Source organism: Campylobacter concisus, assembly GCF_002913765.1.
In the GTDB taxonomy this organism is placed as follows: Bacteria; Campylobacterota; Campylobacteria; order Campylobacterales; family Campylobacteraceae; genus Campylobacter_A; species Campylobacter_A concisus_BB.
The window spans coordinates 258,281-278,879 of record NZ_PPCH01000007.1 but is presented as its reverse complement, the minus strand read 5'-3'; the positions used below and the strand labels follow the sequence as shown (position 1 = coordinate 278,879).

General features: G+C 40.7%; 19 protein-coding genes. 8 read left to right on the top strand and 11 right to left on the bottom strand.

Features of this window, described 5'->3' with window-relative positions:
• The first annotated feature begins 4 nt into the window (after nucleotides 1–4).
• From CYO89_RS01970 to CYO89_RS01945, 5 genes are all read left to right on the top strand, one after another.
• Nucleotides 5–703: a sodium:proton antiporter gene (locus CYO89_RS01970; RefSeq protein ID WP_002941705.1), complete on the top strand. Its 699-nt coding sequence runs from the start codon at nucleotides 5–7 to the stop codon at nucleotides 701–703.
• Nucleotides 693–2,891, top strand: a complete 2,199-nt coding sequence (locus CYO89_RS01965; RefSeq protein WP_103596953.1) for a polyribonucleotide nucleotidyltransferase — start codon at nucleotides 693–695, stop codon at nucleotides 2,889–2,891. The genes CYO89_RS01970 and CYO89_RS01965 overlap by 11 nt, the downstream gene beginning before the upstream one ends.
• 18 nt (nucleotides 2,892–2,909) lie before the next feature.
• Nucleotides 2,910–3,761 (top strand): universal stress protein, encoded by an 852-nt coding sequence (locus tag CYO89_RS01960; RefSeq protein ID WP_103596952.1) that lies wholly within the window; start codon nucleotides 2,910–2,912, stop codon nucleotides 3,759–3,761.
• 734 nt (nucleotides 3,762–4,495) lie between these two features.
• Nucleotides 4,496–8,107, top strand: a complete 3,612-nt coding sequence (gene dnaE / locus CYO89_RS01950) for a DNA polymerase III subunit alpha (RefSeq protein WP_103596950.1) — start codon at nucleotides 4,496–4,498, stop codon at nucleotides 8,105–8,107.
• A gap of 15 nt (nucleotides 8,108–8,122) precedes the next feature.
• Nucleotides 8,123–8,830 (top strand): DUF6882 domain-containing protein, encoded by a 708-nt coding sequence (locus CYO89_RS01945; protein WP_103596949.1) that lies wholly within the window; start codon nucleotides 8,123–8,125, stop codon nucleotides 8,828–8,830.
• On the opposite strand, the gene CYO89_RS01940 is transcribed toward CYO89_RS01945, so the two are convergent.
• The 3 genes from CYO89_RS01940 to CYO89_RS01930 form a co-directional block, all read right to left on the bottom strand.
• On the bottom strand, nucleotides 8,816–9,709 hold the full coding sequence (locus CYO89_RS01940) for a glutamate--tRNA ligase family protein (protein WP_103596948.1): 894 nt from the start codon (nucleotides 9,707–9,709) through the stop codon (nucleotides 8,816–8,818). The genes CYO89_RS01945 and CYO89_RS01940 overlap by 15 nt on opposite strands.
• On the bottom strand, nucleotides 9,687–9,932 hold the full coding sequence (locus tag CYO89_RS01935; protein WP_009294719.1) for an RNA recognition motif domain-containing protein: 246 nt from the start codon (nucleotides 9,930–9,932) through the stop codon (nucleotides 9,687–9,689). Before CYO89_RS01935 ends, CYO89_RS01940 begins: the two co-directional genes overlap by 23 nt.
• Nucleotides 9,933–10,156: 224 nt before the next feature.
• Entirely contained in the window at nucleotides 10,157–10,708 is a 552-nt protein-coding gene (locus CYO89_RS01930; RefSeq protein WP_103596947.1) for a DJ-1 family glyoxalase III, read from the bottom strand.
• A gap of 81 nt (nucleotides 10,709–10,789) precedes the next feature.
• Between CYO89_RS01930 and CYO89_RS01925 the strand changes: the two genes are divergently transcribed.
• Nucleotides 10,790–11,047 carry a SelT/SelW/SelH family (seleno)protein gene (locus tag CYO89_RS01925; RefSeq protein WP_257639680.1) on the top strand — a complete coding sequence of 86 codons (258 nt, stop codon included), beginning with the start codon at nucleotides 10,790–10,792 and terminating at the stop codon, nucleotides 11,045–11,047.
• A 43-nt stretch (nucleotides 11,048–11,090) separates the two neighbouring features.
• On the opposite strand, the gene waaF is transcribed toward CYO89_RS01925, so the two are convergent.
• Nucleotides 11,091–12,044, bottom strand: a complete 954-nt coding sequence (gene waaF, locus CYO89_RS01920) for a lipopolysaccharide heptosyltransferase II (protein ID WP_103596946.1) — start codon at nucleotides 12,042–12,044, stop codon at nucleotides 11,091–11,093.
• The gene (locus tag CYO89_RS01915; RefSeq protein ID WP_103596945.1) at nucleotides 12,041–13,072 is read right to left on the bottom strand and encodes a glycosyltransferase family 4 protein; all 1,032 of its coding nucleotides are present in this window, start codon (nucleotides 13,070–13,072) and stop codon (nucleotides 12,041–12,043) included. The genes waaF and CYO89_RS01915 overlap by 4 nt, the downstream gene beginning before the upstream one ends.
• 189 nt (nucleotides 13,073–13,261) lie before the next feature.
• On the opposite strand from CYO89_RS01915, the gene CYO89_RS01910 reads away from it, so the two are divergent.
• Both CYO89_RS01910 and CYO89_RS01905 read left to right on the top strand, forming a co-directional pair.
• Entirely contained in the window at nucleotides 13,262–14,311 is a 1,050-nt protein-coding gene (locus CYO89_RS01910; RefSeq protein ID WP_103596944.1) for a glycosyltransferase, read from the top strand.
• Nucleotides 14,308–15,078, top strand: coding sequence for a polysaccharide deacetylase family protein (locus CYO89_RS01905; protein ID WP_103596943.1), 771 nt, complete (start codon nucleotides 14,308–14,310; stop codon nucleotides 15,076–15,078). Before CYO89_RS01910 ends, CYO89_RS01905 begins: the two co-directional genes overlap by 4 nt.
• Nucleotides 15,079–15,087: 9 nt before the next feature.
• Here CYO89_RS01905 and CYO89_RS01900 read toward each other — a convergent pair whose 3' ends face one another.
• From CYO89_RS01900 to waaC, 6 genes are read right to left on the bottom strand one after another with little or no spacing between them, the layout of a single operon-like run.
• Nucleotides 15,088–15,885: a polysaccharide deacetylase family protein gene (locus CYO89_RS01900; protein ID WP_103596942.1), complete on the bottom strand. Its 798-nt coding sequence runs from the start codon at nucleotides 15,883–15,885 to the stop codon at nucleotides 15,088–15,090.
• Nucleotides 15,882–16,955 carry a glycosyltransferase family 4 protein gene (locus tag CYO89_RS01895; protein ID WP_103596941.1) on the bottom strand — a complete coding sequence of 358 codons (1,074 nt, stop codon included), beginning with the start codon at nucleotides 16,953–16,955 and terminating at the stop codon, nucleotides 15,882–15,884. The genes CYO89_RS01900 and CYO89_RS01895 overlap by 4 nt, the downstream gene beginning before the upstream one ends.
• A complete protein-coding gene (rfaQ, locus tag CYO89_RS01890) occupies nucleotides 16,952–18,022 on the bottom strand; it encodes a putative lipopolysaccharide heptosyltransferase III (RefSeq protein WP_103596940.1) in 1,071 nt (356 codons plus the stop codon). Before rfaQ ends, CYO89_RS01895 begins: the two co-directional genes overlap by 4 nt.
• Nucleotides 18,019–18,723 (bottom strand): glycosyltransferase family 2 protein, encoded by a 705-nt coding sequence (locus CYO89_RS01885; RefSeq protein WP_103596939.1) that lies wholly within the window; start codon nucleotides 18,721–18,723, stop codon nucleotides 18,019–18,021. The genes rfaQ and CYO89_RS01885 overlap by 4 nt, the downstream gene beginning before the upstream one ends.
• Nucleotides 18,717–19,610 (bottom strand): lipid A biosynthesis lauroyl acyltransferase, encoded by an 894-nt coding sequence (locus CYO89_RS01880; protein ID WP_103596938.1) that lies wholly within the window; start codon nucleotides 19,608–19,610, stop codon nucleotides 18,717–18,719. The genes CYO89_RS01885 and CYO89_RS01880 overlap by 7 nt, the downstream gene beginning before the upstream one ends.
• Nucleotides 19,603–20,577: a lipopolysaccharide heptosyltransferase I gene (gene waaC, locus CYO89_RS01875; RefSeq protein ID WP_103596937.1), complete on the bottom strand. Its 975-nt coding sequence runs from the start codon at nucleotides 20,575–20,577 to the stop codon at nucleotides 19,603–19,605. Before waaC ends, CYO89_RS01880 begins: the two co-directional genes overlap by 8 nt.
• Between the last annotated feature and the right edge of the window lie 22 nt (nucleotides 20,578–20,599).

The following is a 20,599-nucleotide window of genomic DNA, read 5'->3' as shown; positions in this document are numbered from 1 at the left end:
ATAAATGGCAAGCGTTAAATTTAAAGATCAACTAGATGCAGCTAACAAGCTCATCGAGATCTTGCCAAAAAAAGAGCTAAATGACGCTAAGACGATAGTTCTTTGCATGTCGCTTGAGTCAGTTATCCTGACTGATGTGGTTTGCAGGGGGCTAAATTTAAGCTATGAGATGCTCTTTAGCGAGCCAATCCCTGCGCCAAACAACAGCGAATGCGACGTAGCGATAGTTAGCGAAACTGAGGATATAGTGCTAAACGATCCTCTCATAAAAGCTTTTAACATAAGCTATGACTACATCTACGGCGAAGCACATAGAAAATATGAAGAGAAAATTTTAAAAAATGTCTATAAATATAGAAAAGGAAATTTGATAGGAGAGCTAAAGGGCAAGAATATTTTACTGATCGATGAGGGGTGTGAGACTGGCATGACGGCACTCATTTGCATAAAGACGCTGCTTGATGTGAAGGTAAAATCCATCTCATACGCAACGCCGATGATAGCCACTGATGTCTTTGCAAATTTAAATGATATGGTCGATGAAATTTACACGATAAACAAGATCGTTGATTTTATCGATGTGGATTCGTATTACGAGAAAAAGATCGAGGCTACGAGCGAGCGCATCATGTCGATATTAGAAGAGAGCCCTCACTATTTACCGTTACAAAAACAACAAGGAGATAAAAATAATGCAATATAGTATAGAAGTCAATAATCAGGTCGAAATTTTTGACCTTAATAAAGTAGCCAAACAAGCTAGTGGGGCAGTGCTTTTAAGGGTGAAAAACACCGTAGTTTTAGCAACTGTGGCAAGAGAAGATGTGCAAGTTGAAGAGGACTTTTTGCCTCTAACGGTGCAATATATCGAAAAAGCTTACGCAGCTGGCAAAATACCAGGCGGTTACGTCAAGCGTGAGACCAAGCCAGGCGACTTTGAGACGCTAACTGCTCGCATCATAGATAGATCACTTCGCCCACTTTTCCCAAAAGGCTACGCTTACCCAACACAGATCGTTGTCATGGTGCTTTCAGCTGATCCTGAGGTTGATCTGCAAGTTGTGAGCCTGAATGCGGCTTCAGTTGCACTTTACCTTAGCGACATCCCTGTAAATCGCCCAGTTTGTGGTGTAAGAGTTGGCTATATAGATGATAAATTTGTTATCAACCCAAGCAACTCTGAGTTAAAACAAAGCGCGATTGATCTTTATGTTGCTGGTACAAAAGATGAGCTTTTGATGATCGAGATGAGAAGCTTGCCTCAGCAAACTACGCAGCTCATACCGATGGTAGCTATCGAGCCGATGATAGATCCTAGCCTAAGCGATAGCATGGCGCAAAAGCAAGTGATGAATGAATTTAGCGAAGATAAGATGGTTGAGGCGATCGACTTTGCTGGCAAAGCGATACTAAGAGCTAGCAGCGCTTACGAAGAGGCATTTAAAGAGCATAAAAAAGAGGATGCCGCACTTGAGCTAAAACCAGAGATAGAAAACGAAAATATCGCTATTTACATCGATAAATTTTATAAAGCAGAGGTTAAAAATGCGATCAACCAAATGGCAAAGAGCGAGCGTGCAAGCGAGCTTGGCAAGATCGCTAAGCAAATTTCAAGCGATGAGGTAGCTCAAAAAGAGGGCTGGGACGAGGCTGTCATCTCAAATGTTCTTGGTAAATATAAAAAGAAAATAGTAAGAGAGCAGATCATAAACGAGGGCGTTAGAGCCGACGGACGCGGGCTTGAAGAGGTTAGACCTATTAGCATCGAGACAAACGTACTTCCAAATGCTCACGGCTCATGCCTCTTTACAAGAGGTCAAACTCAAGCGCTAGTTGTTGCCACTCTTGGCACAGATAGCGATGCTCAGATGTATGACATCCTAACCGAAAAAGCTCCTTTGGTTGAGAAATTTATGTTTAACTACAACTTCCCAGGCTTTAGCGTCGGCGAAGCAAGCCCACTTAAAGCTCCAGGCAGACGTGAGCTTGGACATGGAAATTTAGCCAAACGTGCCCTTGCACCAAGCATCGACCTAGCTTCTCCATATACGATAAGGGTCGTTTCAGAAATTTTAGAGAGCAACGGCTCAAGCTCAATGGCTAGCGTTTGTGGTGGTTCGCTCGCACTTAGAGCTGCTGGGGTCAATACCCAAAAACTTGTCGCTGGCGTTGCTATGGGTCTTATATTTGAAGGCGAGAAACACGCAGTTTTAACTGATATCATGGGTCTTGAAGACCACGACGGCGATATGGACTTTAAGGTTGCTGGCACAAGTGATGGCATCACAGCGCTTCAGATGGACATCAAGATTGGAGGCATCAGCCTAGAAGTGCTAAAAGAGGCGCTTTATCAAGCAAAACGTGGCAGAGAGCACATCCTTGCTCTAATGACACAGGCTGATAAAAATATAGAGATAAACGAAGATGTATTGCCAAAACTTGAGCTATTTAACGTCGATCCAAGCAAGATCGTAGATATCATCGGTCAAGCTGGCAAGACTATAAAAGAGATCATCGAGAAATTTGAAGTTTCGATCGACCTTGATAGAGAAAAAGGCGAGGTCAAAATCGCAGGTGGCGCCAAGAAAAACGTCGATGCAGCAAAAGACTACATCATCTCAATCACTTCAAAAGAGAACTCTCGCTCGTTTGGCAAAAAGCCGTTTAAACACGACAAAGACCGTGTAAAACCGACATTTAATATCGGAGATGAGTTTGTTGGAAGCGTAAAAAGCGTGGTTGATTTTGGAGTATTTATCGAGCTAAAAGACGGAGTTGATGGTCTGCTTCACATCTCAAAGATAAAGAGCCCATTAAACGTAGGCGATCAGGTAAAAGTGTGTGTGAGCGAGCAAAAAGGAAACAAAATTTCGCTCTCTTTGGTTGAATAAATTTTTAAAGGATAGATGATGAAATACAAAAAGTTGCTTTTTCCAATAGGAGCAGGGGACGATATCGAGCCAAGAATTTACGGTGCTTTAAAGGTTGCACAATGGTTTAAAGCTCACATGGAGATCCTCACTTGCCAACTAGATCCAAGCGTAGTTTATAATATGAAAATGACGCTTCGTGGTGGAGTGCTTTTTGAGGAATTTTTAAAATCAGCCAAGTCTGAGCTTGCGGTTGAGCACGAAGAGAACGAAAAGCTCTTTAATAAAATTTGCGCTGAGCTTGGCATAAAGGTGAGCGATGAGGTCATAGAAGATGTCTGCACTGCAAATTTCACGATCCATAATGGAAAAAGAAGCGCTATAGTCGAGCAAGAGAGTAAATTTTGCGATCTAGTCGTAGCTGCAGTGCCACTTGATGGCAAGATCACTGGCACATTTGAGTCAGCTGTTTTAAAAAGCGGCAAAAATGCGATCGTTATCCCAAGAAAGATGCGTGAATTTAAGGCTGACAATATCCTTGTAAGCTGGACAGGAACGACTCAAAGCTCAAGAGCGCTAACTGGTGCGATCGATCTTTTAAAGAGCGCTAAAAAAGTTCAGTGCATCACTTCAAAGGCAAGCCTTGGCGATAACGCTGAGCTAAATCTTAAAAAACTTGAAGAGTATTTTAAGGTTCATAATATCAGTGCTAGTTTTGAAGTTATAGCGACTACAACGATACCTGGCGAGGCACTTTTAAAAGCTGCAAATGATAGAAATGCAGACCTTATCGTAGCCAGTAGATACGGCGAAAACGGACTAATGGAGATGGTCCTTGGCGGAACATCAAGATTTTTCTTAGAACATACAAATATCCCAGTTTATCTATAATGGATTGCGGCTTAGTCCGCGATCTAATTTAATAAATTCATCTTTTCGTTTTGCAAATTTTAAAATCTTACTCGCTCGTCTTAGCAACTTACTAAATTTAGGTCTCGTAAAACTCGCCACTAAATTTAGAAGCGTGATATACTCACTCATAAATTTTAAAATTTGATGGAGGCTTTTTTGAATAAAACGCATGCAGTGCGTAGCACTAAAGCATGCCCCTCTAACGTGCGAGGGGTTTGGGGGATTTAAAAAGGGGGATAAGGAGACGGCTTTACTTCGCAAGCTCGTAACTGCGAGCAGACCGTAACTCGAGTCCCCTTGTCTCCCTTTTGATAAATTTATATCGCAGAGCAAATTTTAAAATTCCACTCACTCGCAAGAATTGACTACTGATTTTAGGTCTCGCAAAGCTTGCCACTAAAATCAGAGCCGAAATTACTCGTTCATGAAATTTTAAAATTTGCTTGAGTTTATTTGTCATAAACCGCATGCAGTGCGTTAGTACTATCGCATGCCGTTTAAAATTTTATCGAGGTTAAATTTGACAATGTAATATGCCTGCTCTAATTTTAAAATTTCTCAAACGCTAAATAGCGCAGCGTAACAGCTTAACCAAGCGCTTTGCTCTTGCCACAGACTAAAAAATCTCTAAATTTTAAAGCTCCCGTTAAGCTTTCATCAAGCGCCTTATTAGCCAAAATTTTGTAAAATCCGCTCATTAAAAAGGATAAAAAATGAGTGAAAATTCTGGCTTTACACACCTACATTTACACACCGAATACTCCCTACTAGATGGAGCTAACAAGATAGAAGAGCTAGCCCACATGCTCCATGACAGAGGCGACACGGCAGCAGCGATCACGGATCACGGCAACATGTTTGGCGCGATTGATTTTTACAAAAAGATGAAAAAAAATGGGATAAAACCGCTAATTGGCATCGAAGCATACGTGCATAACGGCGAGCAGCTTGATGATAAGAGCACCAAACAGCGCTTTCACCTCATCCTAATCGCCAAAAACGAGACTGGCTATAAAAATTTGATGTATCTTAGCTCCATGAGCTATATCGAGGGATTTTACTACTATCCTCGTATCAATAAAAAAATCTTAAAAGAGCACAGCGAGGGCCTAGTTTGTAGCTCTGCTTGCTTGCAGGGCGAGGTGAGCTGGCATCTAAATTTAAGCGAGCGTAACGTCAAATTTGGCGCTAAAGGCTACGAGCGGGCAAAAGAGGTCGCGCTTGAGTATAAAGAAATTTTTGGAGATGACTTTTACCTTGAGATCATGCGTCACGGCATCGGCGATCAAAGGCGCATAGACGATGACATCTTGCGTATCGCAAAAGAGACTGGCATAAAGGTCATCGCCACAAACGACACCCATTACACTTTTAAAGAAAGAGCCGCTGCGCACGAGGTTTTCATGTGCATCGCGATGAACAAAACTCTAGATGACCCAAACCGACTTCGCCACAGCGTCCATGAGTTTTTTGTTAAAAGCAAAGAGCAGATGAATGAGCTATTTTTAGACATCCCAGAAGTGATAGAAAACACCCAAGAGATCGTGGATAAGTGCAACCTTGAGATCAAGCTTGGCAACCCAACTCCGCCAAATTTTAAATTTACTCTTGAGTGCGCTAAGGAGAGAAATTTGACCCTCCCAGAGCCAGAAAACAGATACAGCTTCAAAAATGACGCTGTATTTTTCGAGCATGAGTGTAGAAAGGGGCTTGAAGAGAGGCTGAAATTTGTCCCTGAAAATTTACACGAAGAGTATAGAAAGCGCCTTGAGATAGAGATCGGCATCATCAATAAGATGAATTTCCCAGGATATATGATGATCGTTTGGGACTTCATCAACGAAGCCAAGCGCAGAGGCGTGCCAGTTGGCCCAGGACGTGGCTCCGCGGCTGGTAGCTTGGTCGCTTACTCGCTAAAGATCACCGACCTTGATCCTATCCCATACAACCTGCTTTTTGAGAGATTTCTAAACCCAGAGCGCGTTAGCATGCCAGATATCGACGTGGATTTTTGTCAAAGCAGACGTGGCGAGATCATCGACTACGTCACGCAAAAATACGGCAAATTTAACGTTGCTGGCGTTATTACATTTGGTAAATTGCTCGCAAAGGGTGTCATTAGAGATGTGGCTAGAGTCTGCGATATGCCTTATGCCGAGGCTGATGCGATGGCAAAGCTTATCCCTGATGAGCTTAACATCACGCTAAAAGACGCCTACGAGAAAGAGCCAAAGATAGCTGAGCTAATAAGTCAAAATCCAAAGGCGGCAAAAATTTGGAAATTTGCGCTTGATCTTGAGGGGCTAAACAGAAACGCCGGCCAGCACGCAGCGGGTGTTGTCATCTCAAACGAAGAGCTTTGGAACAAAACTCCGCTATTTCGCCAGCCAAACAGCCCAGAAGATCGCTTTGTGACGCAGTATAGCCTAAAATACCTAGAAGACGTTGATTTGATAAAATTTGACTTTCTTGGCCTTAAGACGCTAACGGTTATCGACAACGCGATCAAGCTCGTTAAACAGCGCACCGGCAGAGACATCATCTGGGAGCAGGTCGATAAAAACGACTCTGGCGTTTATAAAATGATACAAAGTGGCCAAGCCATCGGCATCTTTCAGATAGAGGGCGAGGGCATGAGAAAGCTAGGAACCAGCTTGCGCCCAGACTGCTTTGAGGATATCGTCGCGATGCTAGCACTCTATCGCCCAGGACCGATGGAAAGTGGTATGCTTGATGACTTCGTCAAGAGAAAACATGGCGAGGCGGAGATAACATACGCATTTAAGGAGCTTGAGCCGATCCTTGCGCCAACATACGGCGTCATCGTCTATCAAGAGCAAGTCATGCAGATCGTGCAAGCCATAGGCGGCTTTAGTCTTGGTGGGGCGGACCTTGTGCGTCGTGCGATGGGTAAAAAGATCAAAGAAGAGATGGATAGGCTAAAGGGCGAGTTTGTAAAAGGCGCTGAGGCAAAGGGACTAAATGGCCAAAAGGCGGACGATCTTTTCGAGCTGATCGTTAAATTTGCAGGATATGGCTTTAACAAGTCTCACTCGGCAGCTTACGCTTATGTCACATTTCAGACGGCTTATCTGAAAGCTTACTATCCGGCTGAATTTATGGCGGCACTTCTAACAAGCGAGGAGAGCAACGTCGATAAGATCGTTCGCTACATCGATGAGATAAAGCGCATAAACATCGATACTTTGCCACCATCTATCAACAAATCAACCAAAGAATTTAGCGTAGTTAAAAATGGTGATCACGATGGCATTATATTTGGACTTGGAGCGATTAAGGGCGTTGGCGGAGCAGCAATTGAGAACATCATCGCTGAGCGCGACGCAAAGGGCGAGTTTAAGAGCATGGATGACTTCGTCTCAAGGATCGATCCATTTAAGGTCAATAAAAAGGTCTTTGAAAGCCTCATAAAAGCTGGCTGCTTCGATGAGTTTGGCTTTAGCCGCAAGATGCTTTTACAAAATGTAGAAAATATCGTAGAAGCTTGCAAAAATGCAGCCCAGATACGTAAAAATGCGGCTGAGAGCCTCTTTGGCGAAGATGATAGTATGAATGATGTGAAGATAAATTTCGTCACTATAGATGATGAATTTGACATTAAACAGATCTTAAAATTTGAGCAAGAGAGCGTTGGCATCTACCTCTCAGGTCACCCGCTTGATGACTATAAGGACGAGATAAATAAGATCAAATACACGCTAAGCTCGGAGTTTGAGACCTTGCCACAAAGTGCTGAAATTTTGGTAGTTGGCAAGATCGAGGACTTTAGCACAAGGATCACAAAAAGCGGCAAAAAAATGGGCACTATAAATGTGCTGGACTTTCACGGCAATATCGAGATCGCCGTCTTTGAAAGAGAGCTTGGTAACATCGAAGATATCGTAAAAGACGAGGCAAAACGCGATCTGCCTTATGCATTTAGGATAAACATCTCGCGCGACGATCAGTTTGTAAGGACAAATTTAAATGAGGTTTATAGCCTAGAAGATGCACAAAATTTAGACTTTAAGACAAGAAAGCTAAAGCAAAACTCTAAATTTGGTAAAAACGAAGAGGCGAGCGCCCCTCAAAAAGTAAGAGAGTATGCCGAGTTAGAGGTGCTTTTAAGCCTTAGCGAGCTTAGCAGGCAAAAGCTGGAGCAAATTTACTCGCTAGTTTTTAGCAAAAATGCGCCAAATAATCAAAAACGGCTAATTTTGAAGATAAAAAATGAAACAACTGGCGAAATTTTCATCTATAAGACTGAGTTTATCATAAGTGACGATGTGGGCGAAGAGATAGAAAAGCTCGCTGCATCAGCGTAAATTTAAGGACAAGAAATGTTTGATATTTTTAGAAAAAAGGGCCATTTTTTAGATGAGCTTGGCATAGATAAAAGTAACTGGAGCGAGCTTTTTAGCGCTTGCCTTGGCAGAGCGATGCTGCTTCAAAAACGGCTTTTTAAGCAAGTGGTTGAGGCTAGCAAATGGCAGGCTGACTTTGAAAGCAGCAAAATTTGCTTTGACAAGCAGGAGTTTGATATGCAGTTTATCGGCTCTGAGAGCTTTTCGTCAAATACTTGGCTTTGGGGCTATGAAAATGTAAATGGCTTTGATGAGCGCTTGCTTAGCCTTGCAAACAGGGCGCGTGAGTTTGGCGAGAAATTTGGGCTTGAAGCGTTTAGCACGGCGCAGTTTGAGCTAGATGAAAATGTAAATGGTCATACGATTAGCTTGGTTGCTTGCGTGGCGCTTGGCGAGGAGCTAAGCTACTATAGGATTGATTACGACGGAGGTGCTGCGTACGTGGCATTTAGGGCGGAGACTATCTTTAAAGAGCCAGTTTTAGCAAGCGAAGTAGTAAGCGTAGTAAATGAGTGCATAAGCGCCTATGAGCTAGACCACAAGCTTTTTATAAAAGGGCTTTTGCTGGGTTGTGAGATAAAATTTAGTGAAAACAAAGATGAGATAGTAGCTAAGTTTAAAGATGAACTTAGCTTTAAATTTGATGATCTTAATAGGCTCGTAAATATTTCAGGTGCGATTTAGCAATAATTCAGCTATATTTTTAAGCCTAAATTCATAAAGCAGGTTTGAAATTTTATCTGCTGAGTTTAAATTTAGTCCAAGGTCACTTGCTAACATTTTGTAATAAATTTGAGGATTTTGGCTTAGATCTATTGGTGGCGATTTCGAGCTTTTAGAAAGCTTTTTAGCTCCGTCTAAAAGTAGCTTGTGGTGGATAAATTTAGCATTTAAAAAGCCAAAATTTAGCCTTTTTGCAAGGTATCTTTGAACTAGCGTGCAAGGCAGCAAGTCCTCGCCTCTAACGACCAAATTTACCCCCATATCCTCATCGTCAATGACACTTGCAAAGTTGTAAGCTGGGGTAAAATCCTTTTTATAAATAACAAAATCACCCATCTGCGCTGCCACTTGCCTGCCAAGCTCATCATTTTCATCCACGCTTAGCCTGATAGCGGTTTTATCTTTTATAAATTTTAACTTTTTATCTTTGCAAATTTTAGTGTAAATGCCGTTTTCATAGGCATCTTTGCTAGCTCTTGTGCATTCACAAATGTAAATTTCATCTAGCTTTTCAAGTGTGTTTTCATATCTTTTTGCTCTTATCTTGAAGCTAAAATTTTGCTCAAAGTCATTTATGTTTTTAGCACCTTTGTCATAGCAAAGCCCCAGAAATTCTAAAACGTCAAAGATATTTTGAACAAATTCGCGCCGGTATCTACCAAGGTCATAATCATCAATCCTTAAGTGCAAAATGCCGCCCAATGAGCGCGTCAGAAGATAAGTCAAGATGAAGTTGTAGGCGTTACCAGCGTGCAAGTAGCCGCTTGGCGTCGGAGCTATGCGAGAGACTACGCCACCAGATGGTGGCAAATAGTCATTAATCCCTTGGTCTAGCCTCATTTACTCTTAAAGTGCGTCCGCCAAGTTCTTTTTCATTTAGTGCGTCGATCGCCTTTTGGCCCTCGTTCGCGTCGTCCATTTCAACAAAGCCAAAGCCCTTTGAGCGGTCTGTCTCTCTATCTTTTACGATTTTTGCGCGCCTTACTTCACCAAATTGTGCAAAAGCTTCCTTCAACTCTGCCTCTGTCGTTCTATACGACAAATTTCCTACATAAATGTTCACAGGATTATTCCTTAAAAAAATTATCGATCTGATCGATTAGAGAAATAATAGCTTATTTCCGTCAAAAAGATGTAAAAACCAAGAAAAATATTACAATTTTTTAAAAAATATCCTTAAATGCAACAAATCGCAACAATACGGCATTATAATATCTATCACTAAACAAAATTTATCCTTAAGTTTAAGTAGAATAATTAAATAAAAAATTACAATTTTTTTATAAACTATTTATAAAGTAAATCATTTTTTACTTTATGGTAAGCCTCTTCGCCAAGCAAATTTTTCACTATAAAAAGCGCAAATTCCATAGAAAAAGCTGGCCCCTTGCCAGTGATGATGTTTTGATCTTTTAGCACGTTTTTATCGCTCATGTAGCCTCTTTTGTCGCTTCTTACATTTTCTTCAAAGCCAGGATAGCAAACAAAATGCTCTTTAAGCACACGAGCTCGCTCAAGCACCATAGGAGCGGCACAAATGGCACAAATTAGCTTACCTTTTTTATCAAATTCTTGCAAAATTTCTCTTAGCTTGGCGTCATTTGCGAGATTTTCTGCACCAGGCAGACCTCCTGGAAGCACGATCGCATCATAGCCTAGCTCCTCCACCTCACGAAGTGTGACATCAGCTTTTACATTTATATTGTGAGCACCTCTGATCTGCGCGTCCTTCAAGCTAGCGATAGATGCTAAAGCTCCAGCTCTACGCAAAACATCGACGGAGGTTAGCGCCTCGATCTCCTCAAAACCATCAGCTAGGATTACGGCTACCTTTTTCATAAAATCGTCCTTTCTCGTGTTATCTGTTCGTTAGGATAAATTTTATATAATCAAAGCTTATTTCACAAGAAAGGACAGAGCATGCAAGTAAAAATTATTTACTGCAACTCTTGAAACTATCGTCCGGTAGCTTCTCGTGTAGAAGATGAAATAAAAGCGAACTTTAGTGATGCAAGAGTCGAGTTGGTTGTAGGAGATGGTGGAAATTTCATCGTCGAGGTTGATGGAAACGTTATCTTTTCTAAAAAGGATCGCATCGGAAACGATGAGTCAAGGTTCCCACACGGCGAAGAGATCACAACTCTTATAAACAAATATCTCAAAGAAAAGTCGGCTTAATGCTAACTAGCGGGGCAGGCAACTGCCTCGTTTTATTTTTTACCTAAATCCCACTCTCTTTTCTTAGTAAATTTATCTCATCTATCACCATTTGTGGCTTTAGATCTCTCATACAAGCATGCGTTTTTAGCGGGCAAACTCGCTTCATACAGGGCATGCAAGCTAAATTTAGATGCACTATCTTTGCAAATTTATTACCCCAGGGCGAGGTCTCGCTAAATTTTGTCGGTCCAAAAAGAGCGATCGTTGGCACATGAAAGGCGGCAGCTACGTGCATAGGGCCGCTATCATTTGTAACGAAAATGCCATTTTTACTAAGCCCAGCTATGTGCTCACAAAGCTCTTTGACACTGGTTTTGCCAGCTAAATTTTGGCAGGCTGCGCCATTTTCTTTTAAAATTTGCTCTATTTTTTCACAAATTTCTTGCTCGCCTTTGCCACCAAAGATGACAATCTCAAACTCATCTTTAAAATTTAAAGCCACCTGCGCAAAGTATTCTGGGTACCATCTTTTCGCACTTCCGTAGCTCGCACCTGGATTTAGAGCTAGTGTTTTTTTAGCTGAAATTTGAGGTGTAAAATGTAGCTTTAGCTGAGTGGAGATTTCGCCCAAGCCAAGGGCATTTTTTACAAAATTTGCATATTTTAGCACCTGATGAAGGATGGTTTTACTCTTTTTAAAAACAGCCTTTTGCCTAGCGTTTATAAAAAATAGCAAAAATTTACTAGCAAACGAGCTTCTAAAGCTAAGCGCTAGATCAAATTTACCAAGGTTTTTTGCACTTTTAGCAAGAGATAAAAATCTAAATTTAGCCTTTTTGCTCTCATCAACGACCACTTTTTCGCAGTTTGGATGGCTTTTGTAAAGCTCGCAAGCTACAAATGAGCCAAAAAAAACGATTTGTAAATTCTTCTCATTTTGCACTAAATTTTCGATCGCAGCGCTTGCCATCACGCTATCACCTAGCCAGGTTGGAAGCTCGATAAAAACTCTCATTTTAAGGCGTCTTTTATAACATCAAGCGTAAGAGCGGCGTTTTTTTCGATGCTAAAATTTAAAGAAAGCTCGTAAGCCTTCTCTTGCAGGCTCGCCATGAGCCCATGGTTTGCGAGAATTTCATCTATAAACTCTATCGCGCTCTCGTCGTTTGGGCTTTGAAGTACAAATTTATCTTCCAAAATCTCACTAGCGCCATTTTGAGCTGTCGTAAAGACCACGTTTTTAAAGCTAAGTGCCTCTAGCACGACATTTGAAAATGGCTCATAGTGCGTTGGAAAGATAAAAATATCACTCGCCTCGTAAAATTTAGCTGTGCTCTTTTGCTCGCCAACAAAGTAGGCGTTTAGTCCAAGTTTTTTAGCTAGGCGTTTGTAGCTTGAGATGTTTTTGTCTTTTCCCACAATGAGCGTATTTACGGGCGTTTTTAGCTTTGAAGCAAGGAGCAAAAACTCTTTTAGCCCCTTTCTTTTAAAGCCATTTCCCACAAAAAGCAGGGTCGCAAGCTCAAATTTAAGTCCGAATTCCTCACAAAGTGCTAGCTTTGCCTCGGCTTTTTGCACCCTTTGGGGTAAATTTACGCCGTTATAAATGGTCGTGATCTTTTCAGACTCTATGCTGTAAGTCGCGATGATCTGCTCTTTGATGAAATTTGAGTTTGTGATGATCTTTTGGGAGTTTTTAAAGCACTTTTTCTCTAAGTATGGATATACGAAATTTAGGGGGTTTAGCCACCAAAAGTTCTTTGTCGCCCTATAAACCTTATGTACGCCATCTCCAGCCCTGTAGATATCGGCGCAGCTTACTCGCTCTAGGCTAAAGTAAAACTCATCTTCTTTTTTTTGGCGTTTTACTTGGCGGTTAAAATTTAGAGCTTTTTTCCAAGAAGAGATGCCAGCATCTCCAAGATATGAGCGAATTTCTGCTTGGATACCAAGCTCATTTATGGCCTTAACAAGCCTTCTTAAGTATCTTTCAGCACCTCCAACTGCGTTTGGATTAGTTCTTAAAAATACTATTTTTTTCATCGATAACTCCTAAAGCCAGTGCCCAGATAAGTAGCATTAATAATTATTAATAAGGCATTTGATTTTTATTTTAAGGGATTTATTTTATCAAAAACAAATAGTAAAATGCTTAAAAATAAAATTAAAAAAATTTTAGCTATAATGCCCTAAAAATCGCTAATTTAAGCGATATTGAAGCTAGGAAAAATAATGATAAACATACTTGAGCTTGAAAGCTCTTTGGGATTTGGCGGGCAAGAGCACCGCACACAGCGCGTGATAAATGGGCTAGATAAGAGCAAATTTAAGGTTTTTTATGGGCTAAATCCTGGCTCAAAAAGCCTTGAAAAGCAGATAGAATGTGAATTTGTCGAGTTTAACCTCAAAAAATCTTTTAATATCTTTGAAATTTTAAAAATTTGCAAATTTGTAAAACAAAACAATATAAAAATCATCTCAACTCACTCAGGCAAAGACGGCACCATAGGCGCTATCGTGGGCAAAATTTGTGGAGTTAACGTGGTTCGCACTAGGCATTTGCAGCTGCCTATAAGCTCTCCCATACCTTACAACCTAAGCACCAAAGTGGTTGGCGTTTGTAACTCAGTTTGCGCTGATCTTATCAAAAGAGGTGTGAAAAAAGAGAAGGTGCTAAAAATCTACACTGGCATCGACACGCAAAAATACACGCCAGAATTTAAGATAAATATGAAAAAAGAATTTGGTCTAAGTGACGATGTAGTAGGCGTTTGCATCGTTGCAGTGCTAAGAGCTGCTAAAAATCATAAGCTCTTAATCGATGCATTTAGCGAGCTAAATTTAGAAAAATCAGCCCTTTTTATCGTGGGCGACGGTCCTCAAAATAAAAATTTACACGAGTATATAAAAGATAAGAAAAATATCTTCATGCTTGGCAACAGAACCGATGTGAGCGACTTTTTGGGCTCGCTTGATATCTGCGTGCTACCTTCAGACATGGAGGCTATCGGCGGGGCGCTACTTGAGGCATCTTCGTGTAAGCTAGCTACCATCGGAAGCGATGTGGGCGGCCTTGGCGAGGCAGTGAGTAATGGTAAAAGCGGATTTTTATTTGAAAATGGCAACAAAGAGGAGCTGAAAAAGGTGCTTGAAAGGCTTATTTTAGATGAAAATTTAAGAAAGCAGATGGGTGAGTTTGGCAGAGAGTACGTCAAAGAGACATTTAGCATCGAAAAAATGATAGAAAACACACAAAATTTATATATGGAGCTTGTAAAATGAGCGTACCAGTTTTGATGTATCACCACGTGCTTGAAAAGAGCGGATTTATCGCTAGTAGCGTGGATGAGTTTAGATCGCACATGAAATTTCTAGCCGAAAATGGCTATAAAACGTTAAGTATAAATGAATTTATCGCGTACAAAAAGGGCGAGCTTGAGGTGCCCAAAAAGAGCGTTTGCATAACATTTGACGATGGCTGGATGGATAACTACATCTATGCCTATCCTATCGTGAAAGAATTTGGACTAAAAGCAAATATATTTATAATAACTGGCTGGATAGAGGCAGCGCAAAAGGCCCATGAGTTGAGGCCTGCTAGCTTTTTAAACGTTGATCACAACGAGTGCAAGAGGCTTGCTCCAAGTAGGCCGCAAGATGTGATCTTAAATTTAGAGCAGATCGAGAAGATGAAGGACTGCTTTTATTTTCATTCGCATACGCACGGGCATTTTGATGGATATTTTGGACAGCTTAGCTTGGATGAGGAATTTGGTCTTTGCCGTGAGTTTATGAAGAAAAACTTTGGCTTTGAAGATGAGGCACTTTGCTGGCCAAGAGGCAAATATAATGACGAGTATCTAAGCGCTGCCAAAAAGCATGGCTACAAGGCGTTTTTCACGACAAAGCGTGGCATAAACAAGGCCGATGGCAACTTAGAAGAGATAAAACGCATAGTGACAAAACGCGATGAAAAATGGCTTAAAAAGACCATGTTTATATATCAAAATGACTTTTTGGGATCTATTTATGCTTTTCTTAGGAGTTAGAACTAAGCACTATTTAAAGCTTCTATTTCTAAAGTCTGAGTAAATTTTGCCAACAAAAGGAGTCGAATAGATAAAAAGCTTCTTTTTGATCCTGAAAATGTAGTCGCTCTCGCTCTTTGCGTTGTTTGAGATATCGATACGCCTTATCTTAAATTTATCATCTCCCATGCAAAATCCGCCATCTATCACGCTAAAAGCAAAGCCGTAATACTCTTTAATTATCCTCTGCGAAAGCTCGTTAAAATGCCCTTTTGGAAAGCAAAAGCCAAATTCTTTTTTTTCTGGAAATAGCTCTTTTATCTTAGCAAGCGAGCTAGAAAACTCCTCTCTTAGCTTTACCTCATAGTCACTCCTGCAAGAAAAGTGGCTCGCTGTGTGACTATCAAATTCAAAGAGCCCACTCTCTTGCATCTGCCTGATCTCATCTAAATTTAAAAAATACTCCGCATCTTTATCATAGTCGATCTCTTTGTGCTTTTTAAACGAAAAATCGTAATCCTGCCTTTTAAAATCCTTGATCTTATCTGTTATCAAAAAGCAAACGGCTGGGATATTTAGCTCTTTTAAGATGGGATATGCAAATTTGTAATTGTCAAAATATCCATCATCAAAAGTTAGCAAAATGCTCTTTTTGCGAGCCTTTGCTCTGCCAGCCACGATATCTTTAAACTGGCCATAATTTATAAATTTATAGCCCTCGTCAAGTGCCATGAGAAGTGCTTTTTTAAATAGCTCTGGCTTAATGGCAAAGTCGTTTTCATTGTTATTGCAGTGGTGCATCGTTAGCACGCAAACTGGGTAGTTCATTTTTGCTCCAGTAAATTTCTTATAGCCTCTTTTAGCGCCTTGTGGCTAAAGTTTTCATCCACAAATTTAAAGGCGTTTTGAGAGTAAATTTTGGCTTTTTCAGGCTCATTTATCAGCTCTAAAATGCACTCTTTTAGTGAAATTTCATCTAAATTTATAGCACAAAGCCCACGCTCTTTATCTTTAACCAGCACGTTCATCGGAGCATTATCATAGACCACGACTGGCACCTTTGAGCTCATTGCCTCAAGCAAGACCGTACCAAGCCCCTCAGAGTGCGAGGCAAATACGTAGATATCAAAGCTTTTTATAACATTTGCCGCATCATTTCTAAAGCCAGTGAAGATGATCTTATCTTTTTCATCAAACATAGAGGTGATCTGCTCTTTTGTGCCATCACTAATGTTGCCAGAAAATACAATAGTCGTATCCTTTGTCTTTAAAATTTCTTTTGCAGCACTTGCGAAGTCAAAGACCCCTTTTTTGCGGTAAAGTGAGGTAAAAGTGCCGATGACTAGCTCATCTTTGGCGATATGAAATTCATCTCTAAAAGTGCTTTTTGTGCTACCAATCTTTTCGACATCAACCGTGCTTGGCATAAAAAAGAGCCTATCTTCGCTAACGCCGATGCTTAGGAGATACTCTTTGACGCTACCTGAGATGTATAAAATTTTGTCAAAAAGCTTTTTATGCATAAATTTAGAAACAAACCCATTTATAGGGAAAAGATTGTGTCTTTCTTTATAAAATTTAACGCCTCTTTTGCGGTAAAAAAGCCCAGCTATGGCGCCGACCCAGCTATCAGTTGAGCTATGTGTGATCACGACATCTATCTTGTTTGATCTTATCGCTTCGCAAAGTGCTGGCACGCTTTTATGAAAATTTTTCTTATTCATCTCGTGCGTGATGACCTTAAATCCATCTTTTTTAGCGATGCTTTCGATCTGCGAATTTGGGTTGCAAAAGAGCATCACTTCATGACCCATTTCACGCATGAAACGCATCTCGTTTAGCGTCTTGTTTTGCTCGCCACCCCAGTTAAAAAGTGTCTGTGTGTGGAGGATGTTCATTGTGCTAGCTCCAAATTTGATCTTATTTCCGCCTTTATCTGTCCCATCTCATCGCTAAAGTCCATTAAAGTCTTCTCGATGCCGTGCTCTTTTATGCCCTCTTTGTCGCAAGGCACAAAGTCCCAGTCCTTTTGATAGACGATGTGTTTGCCCATGCTTTGGATGCCATTTTGCGCTGTGTAGCCATTTTGCATCAAGCCATTGTCCCAAGGTCCCCACTCAAAAGCATTGCTTGGGCCAAAAAGGGCGATCACTGGCACGTCATTTGCTGCAGCTATATGCATGATAGCAGTATCTACGCCGATAAAGAGGCTTGAGTGCTTTGAGAGAGCGATCGTTTGTTTTAGGCTTAGCTTGCCACCTAAATTTATAGGCTCGCTTTTGCAAATTTTTAGCACGCTTGCAAGTTTTTCAAGTTCATTTTCTTTGTTATCGCTTGTTAGTACGACTTTTACGCCAAGCTCGTTTTCGCAGTAGTCGATGAGCTCTGCCATACTCTCGTCGTTTGCGCATTTAAACATCCAGCGGCTTGTTAGATGCACGTGCACAAAGCGTTTTGGTAAATTTAGATGCTCCACGCTCTCGTCTGAAAAAACGCTCACTTTTTTACTAACCGGCTCAAAGCCCAAAGCCCTTAGTGCGTTTAAATTTAGATCAACCGTGTGAGAGAAATTTTCGTAGTATTTTGCCTTTACGCTTAAAAGCTTATTTATCGCCTTATGCTTGCCTAAAAAGCCAACTATCTTTTTGATCTTGGCGTACTTTGAGATGATGACACCTCGGTCTCCAGTGGTCGTTTGCACCGCCATATCGTACTTCTCTTTTTTGATCGCTCTTATAAATTTTAGCTCGGTCATTAGCTTTTTAAAAAAGCCAGAATTTGCACTTTGCCTATCGTAAATGTGGATTTTATTTATGTAGGGATTGCCTTCTATCATCGCCTCTGTGCCTTTATTTAGGGCAAAGTCGATGGTCGCGTCTGGGTAGTAGTGGTGCAAATTTTCAATGAGCGGCGTTGTCAAAAGTACGTCGCCGATGTTTCTAAATTTAATCACAAGTATTTTCATTTTATATATTTCCAAAATGTGTACTGGGCGTAAAGTCTAGCGATAACGTAGCCCACAAAGCCCTCTTTAAAGCCGCCTTTTAGCACATAAAGCTTAAAAAATGTCCAAGCCGGGCTTGTAAGTGCCTTTAGCAAATTTCTTTTTGCGCCCATGCTTGAGTAGCGATTTTGCTTGGCGATAAACTGCTCGATACTCTCATACGCGTAGTGCAAGAAGTGGTTTTTAAGCGCGCCAAGCCTTTGTGAGCCGTCATTTAAAACGACCTTTTCATGCACGGCTCTGCCATCAAATTTGGCAAAATTTTTATTAAAAAGCCTCACCGTGTAGTCTGGATATAGCCCCATGTTTTTTATCGCTTTGCCAAAAAAGAAATTTAGCCTAGCAACGTTATAAGCCATAAATTTAGGCTCTTTTAACGTGCTAATGATCTCATTTTTAAGCTCGTCTGTAATCACCTCGTCGCTATCAAGCACAAAGACCCACTCGTTTTTGGCTATATCCACGCCCTTTTGCTTTTGCGCGCCAAATCCAAGCCAAGCTTGCTCGTGAAATTTCATGTTGCTAAAGCCATCACAAATTTGCCTTGTGCCATCTTTTGAGCCGCTATCAACCACGATGATCTCATCAGCAAATTTAGCGCTTTCTAACACCTCTTTTAGGTACTTTTCGCTGTTAAAAGTCAAAATGACAACGCTTAGCATTTGTACTCATTTTCGTAAAATCTCTTAAACCTTTGGTGAAACCAAAAGTACTCTTCTGGCCTTGCTCTAACCATCTCTTCGCACGCACTGCACTGCATCTGCGTCGCTTTTTGCACGGCATCTTCTTTATCAAATGTGCTTATATCTATAGGCTGCTCAAAGCAAATTTCATTTAAATTTTCACCTTTTTGGTAGATAAATGCGTTTATGATAAGGGCATTTGTCTTTTGAGCTAGCACGCTTGCAGCTGGCGTGTGAAGCACATCTTTGCCAAAAAACTGCACCTTTATGCCATCTTTTGGTGCGGTGTTTTGATCGACTAAAATTCCTACTATTCGCCTAGCTTTCAGCGCTTTTAAGATATCTTTTGCGCCGCCATCTTTGTCGATTAGCTCCACATCAAACTGCGCTCTATTTGCCCTTAAAATTTTATCCATGACGCTGCTATCAAGCTTTCTGCCAAGCACTGAAGATGGCCCAAAATGCGCTGCAACTGCTAGAGAAAATATCTCCCACTGCCCAAAGTGCGCCGTTGTGACGATGATAGGCCTGCCAGATCTTATCGCATCAAGCAAAAAGTGCTCATTTTTAAAAACAACTTGCTTAAGTATCTTTTGCTTTGTCGTGTTTTGATTGAGGATGAAATTTATACCAAGATATTTTGCAAAGTTGTAGTAGCATTTTTTGGCGATTTCTAGCTTCTCTTCTTTAGTTTTTGTCTCGCCAAATGCAAGGTCTAAATTTGTCATCACGATATGAAATCTCTTTTTTTTAAGCTTCATAAAGGCAAATGCTAAAAATTTAGCAAGCAGGTTTTGAAGCGAGCTTGGCAATATAAATATAAGAAATTTCAAAGTATAAAAGCCAGCTAGATAGAGCCTATCCATTTAGCAGCCTTTTTGCAAAATTTGCAACTGTTTCAGGGTAAATTTCTCTTATGCAAAAGTCGTTTTTATCGATACTTCTAGCATCTATCTCCTTACCCATATCAACGACAAGATTTTTGTCCGTGACGTAGGCATTGCGGTGGCTTGGTCGGTTACCAAAAAGCGTGATAGAAGGCCTATTTACAGCCCATGCAAGGTGCGTTAGACCGCTATCGTTGCCGATTACTAGATCGCAGCTCGCGATAAAATCTATCATATCTTTTATGCTTAGTTTTTCAAGCAGTTTTGCTTTGGTGCCTGAAATGATCGCCTCGGCCCTTACTTTTTCGCTCTCACTCCCGTAGCAAAGGTAAATTTCACAACCTTCAAGCAGTCTGATCACATCTTTAAATTTGTCATAAATTTTGCTCTCTTCACTTGCAAAGGCAGCAATTAATACGCGTTTTTTACCGCTTTCATTTTTAAATTTTTTGCAAATTTCAAAGCAGGACGATTTTTTTAAAATTTCACTTTTTTCAAAGCTAAAATTTAAGGCGTATCCAACGAGGCTTAGGTTTCTAACTATGATATTTTCGTTGTAGTCGATCTTAAATTTATGCCTATAAAGCCTGGCTGCGATCTTTTCTTTGACGCTTTCTCTGCTAAAGCCATAAATTTCTTTGCCAAGTAGTTTTGCGACGACGGCTGATTTGAAAAGTCCTTGCAGGTCGATGATCTTGTCAAATTTGCCAAGTGTTTTTATGATCTTGTAGCTCTTTTTAAAGCTCTCTTTAAGTGGCAAAATGACTAGTTCGTCGATTAGGGGATGATCTTTTAAAAGGCTTGCAAAACGGGCATCAACCAGCCATGTGATGTGAGTATTTGGGCAGTGCTTTTTGATAAACTGAAGCACGATGGCTGCATGGACGATGTCCCCAAGTGCCGAAAGCTTTACGATGGCTATTTTTAGTTGATTTTTATCTTGCATTGGCTACTTTAAATATAAATTT

Excerpts from the sequence above, each read along its gene's own strand:
- rfaQ (WP_103596940.1), bottom strand. The coding sequence starts at position 18,022 with ATGAAAATACTTGTGATTAAATTTAGAAACATCGGCGACGTACTTTTG.
- waaF (WP_103596946.1), bottom strand. The coding sequence starts at position 12,044 with ATGAGAGTTTTTATCGAGCTTCCAACCTGGCTAGGTGATAGCGTGATG.
- CYO89_RS01880 (WP_103596938.1), bottom strand. The coding sequence starts at position 19,610 with ATGGATAGGCTCTATCTAGCTGGCTTTTATACTTTGAAATTTCTTATA.
- waaC (WP_103596937.1), bottom strand. The coding sequence starts at position 20,577 with ATGCAAGATAAAAATCAACTAAAAATAGCCATCGTAAAGCTTTCGGCA.
- CYO89_RS01910 (WP_103596944.1), top strand. The coding sequence starts at position 13,262 with ATGATAAACATACTTGAGCTTGAAAGCTCTTTGGGATTTGGCGGGCAA.
- CYO89_RS01970 (WP_002941705.1), top strand. The coding sequence starts at position 5 with ATGGCAAGCGTTAAATTTAAAGATCAACTAGATGCAGCTAACAAGCTC.
- CYO89_RS01895 (WP_103596941.1), bottom strand. The coding sequence starts at position 16,955 with ATGAACATCCTCCACACACAGACACTTTTTAACTGGGGTGGCGAGCAA.
- CYO89_RS01930 (WP_103596947.1), bottom strand. The coding sequence starts at position 10,708 with ATGAAAAAGGTAGCCGTAATCCTAGCTGATGGTTTTGAGGAGATCGAG.
- CYO89_RS01900 (WP_103596942.1), bottom strand. The coding sequence starts at position 15,885 with ATGAACTACCCAGTTTGCGTGCTAACGATGCACCACTGCAATAACAAT.
- dnaE (WP_103596950.1), top strand. The coding sequence starts at position 4,496 with ATGAGTGAAAATTCTGGCTTTACACACCTACATTTACACACCGAATAC.
- CYO89_RS01905 (WP_103596943.1), top strand. The coding sequence starts at position 14,308 with ATGAGCGTACCAGTTTTGATGTATCACCACGTGCTTGAAAAGAGCGGA.
- CYO89_RS01940 (WP_103596948.1), bottom strand. The coding sequence starts at position 9,709 with ATGAGGCTAGACCAAGGGATTAATGACTATTTGCCACCATCTGGTGGC.
- CYO89_RS01960 (WP_103596952.1), top strand. The coding sequence starts at position 2,910 with ATGAAATACAAAAAGTTGCTTTTTCCAATAGGAGCAGGGGACGATATC.
- CYO89_RS01885 (WP_103596939.1), bottom strand. The coding sequence starts at position 18,723 with ATGCTAAGCGTTGTCATTTTGACTTTTAACAGCGAAAAGTACCTAAAA.
- CYO89_RS01915 (WP_103596945.1), bottom strand. The coding sequence starts at position 13,072 with ATGAAAAAAATAGTATTTTTAAGAACTAATCCAAACGCAGTTGGAGGT.
- CYO89_RS01945 (WP_103596949.1), top strand. The coding sequence starts at position 8,123 with ATGTTTGATATTTTTAGAAAAAAGGGCCATTTTTTAGATGAGCTTGGC.
- CYO89_RS01965 (WP_103596953.1), top strand. The coding sequence starts at position 693 with ATGCAATATAGTATAGAAGTCAATAATCAGGTCGAAATTTTTGACCTT.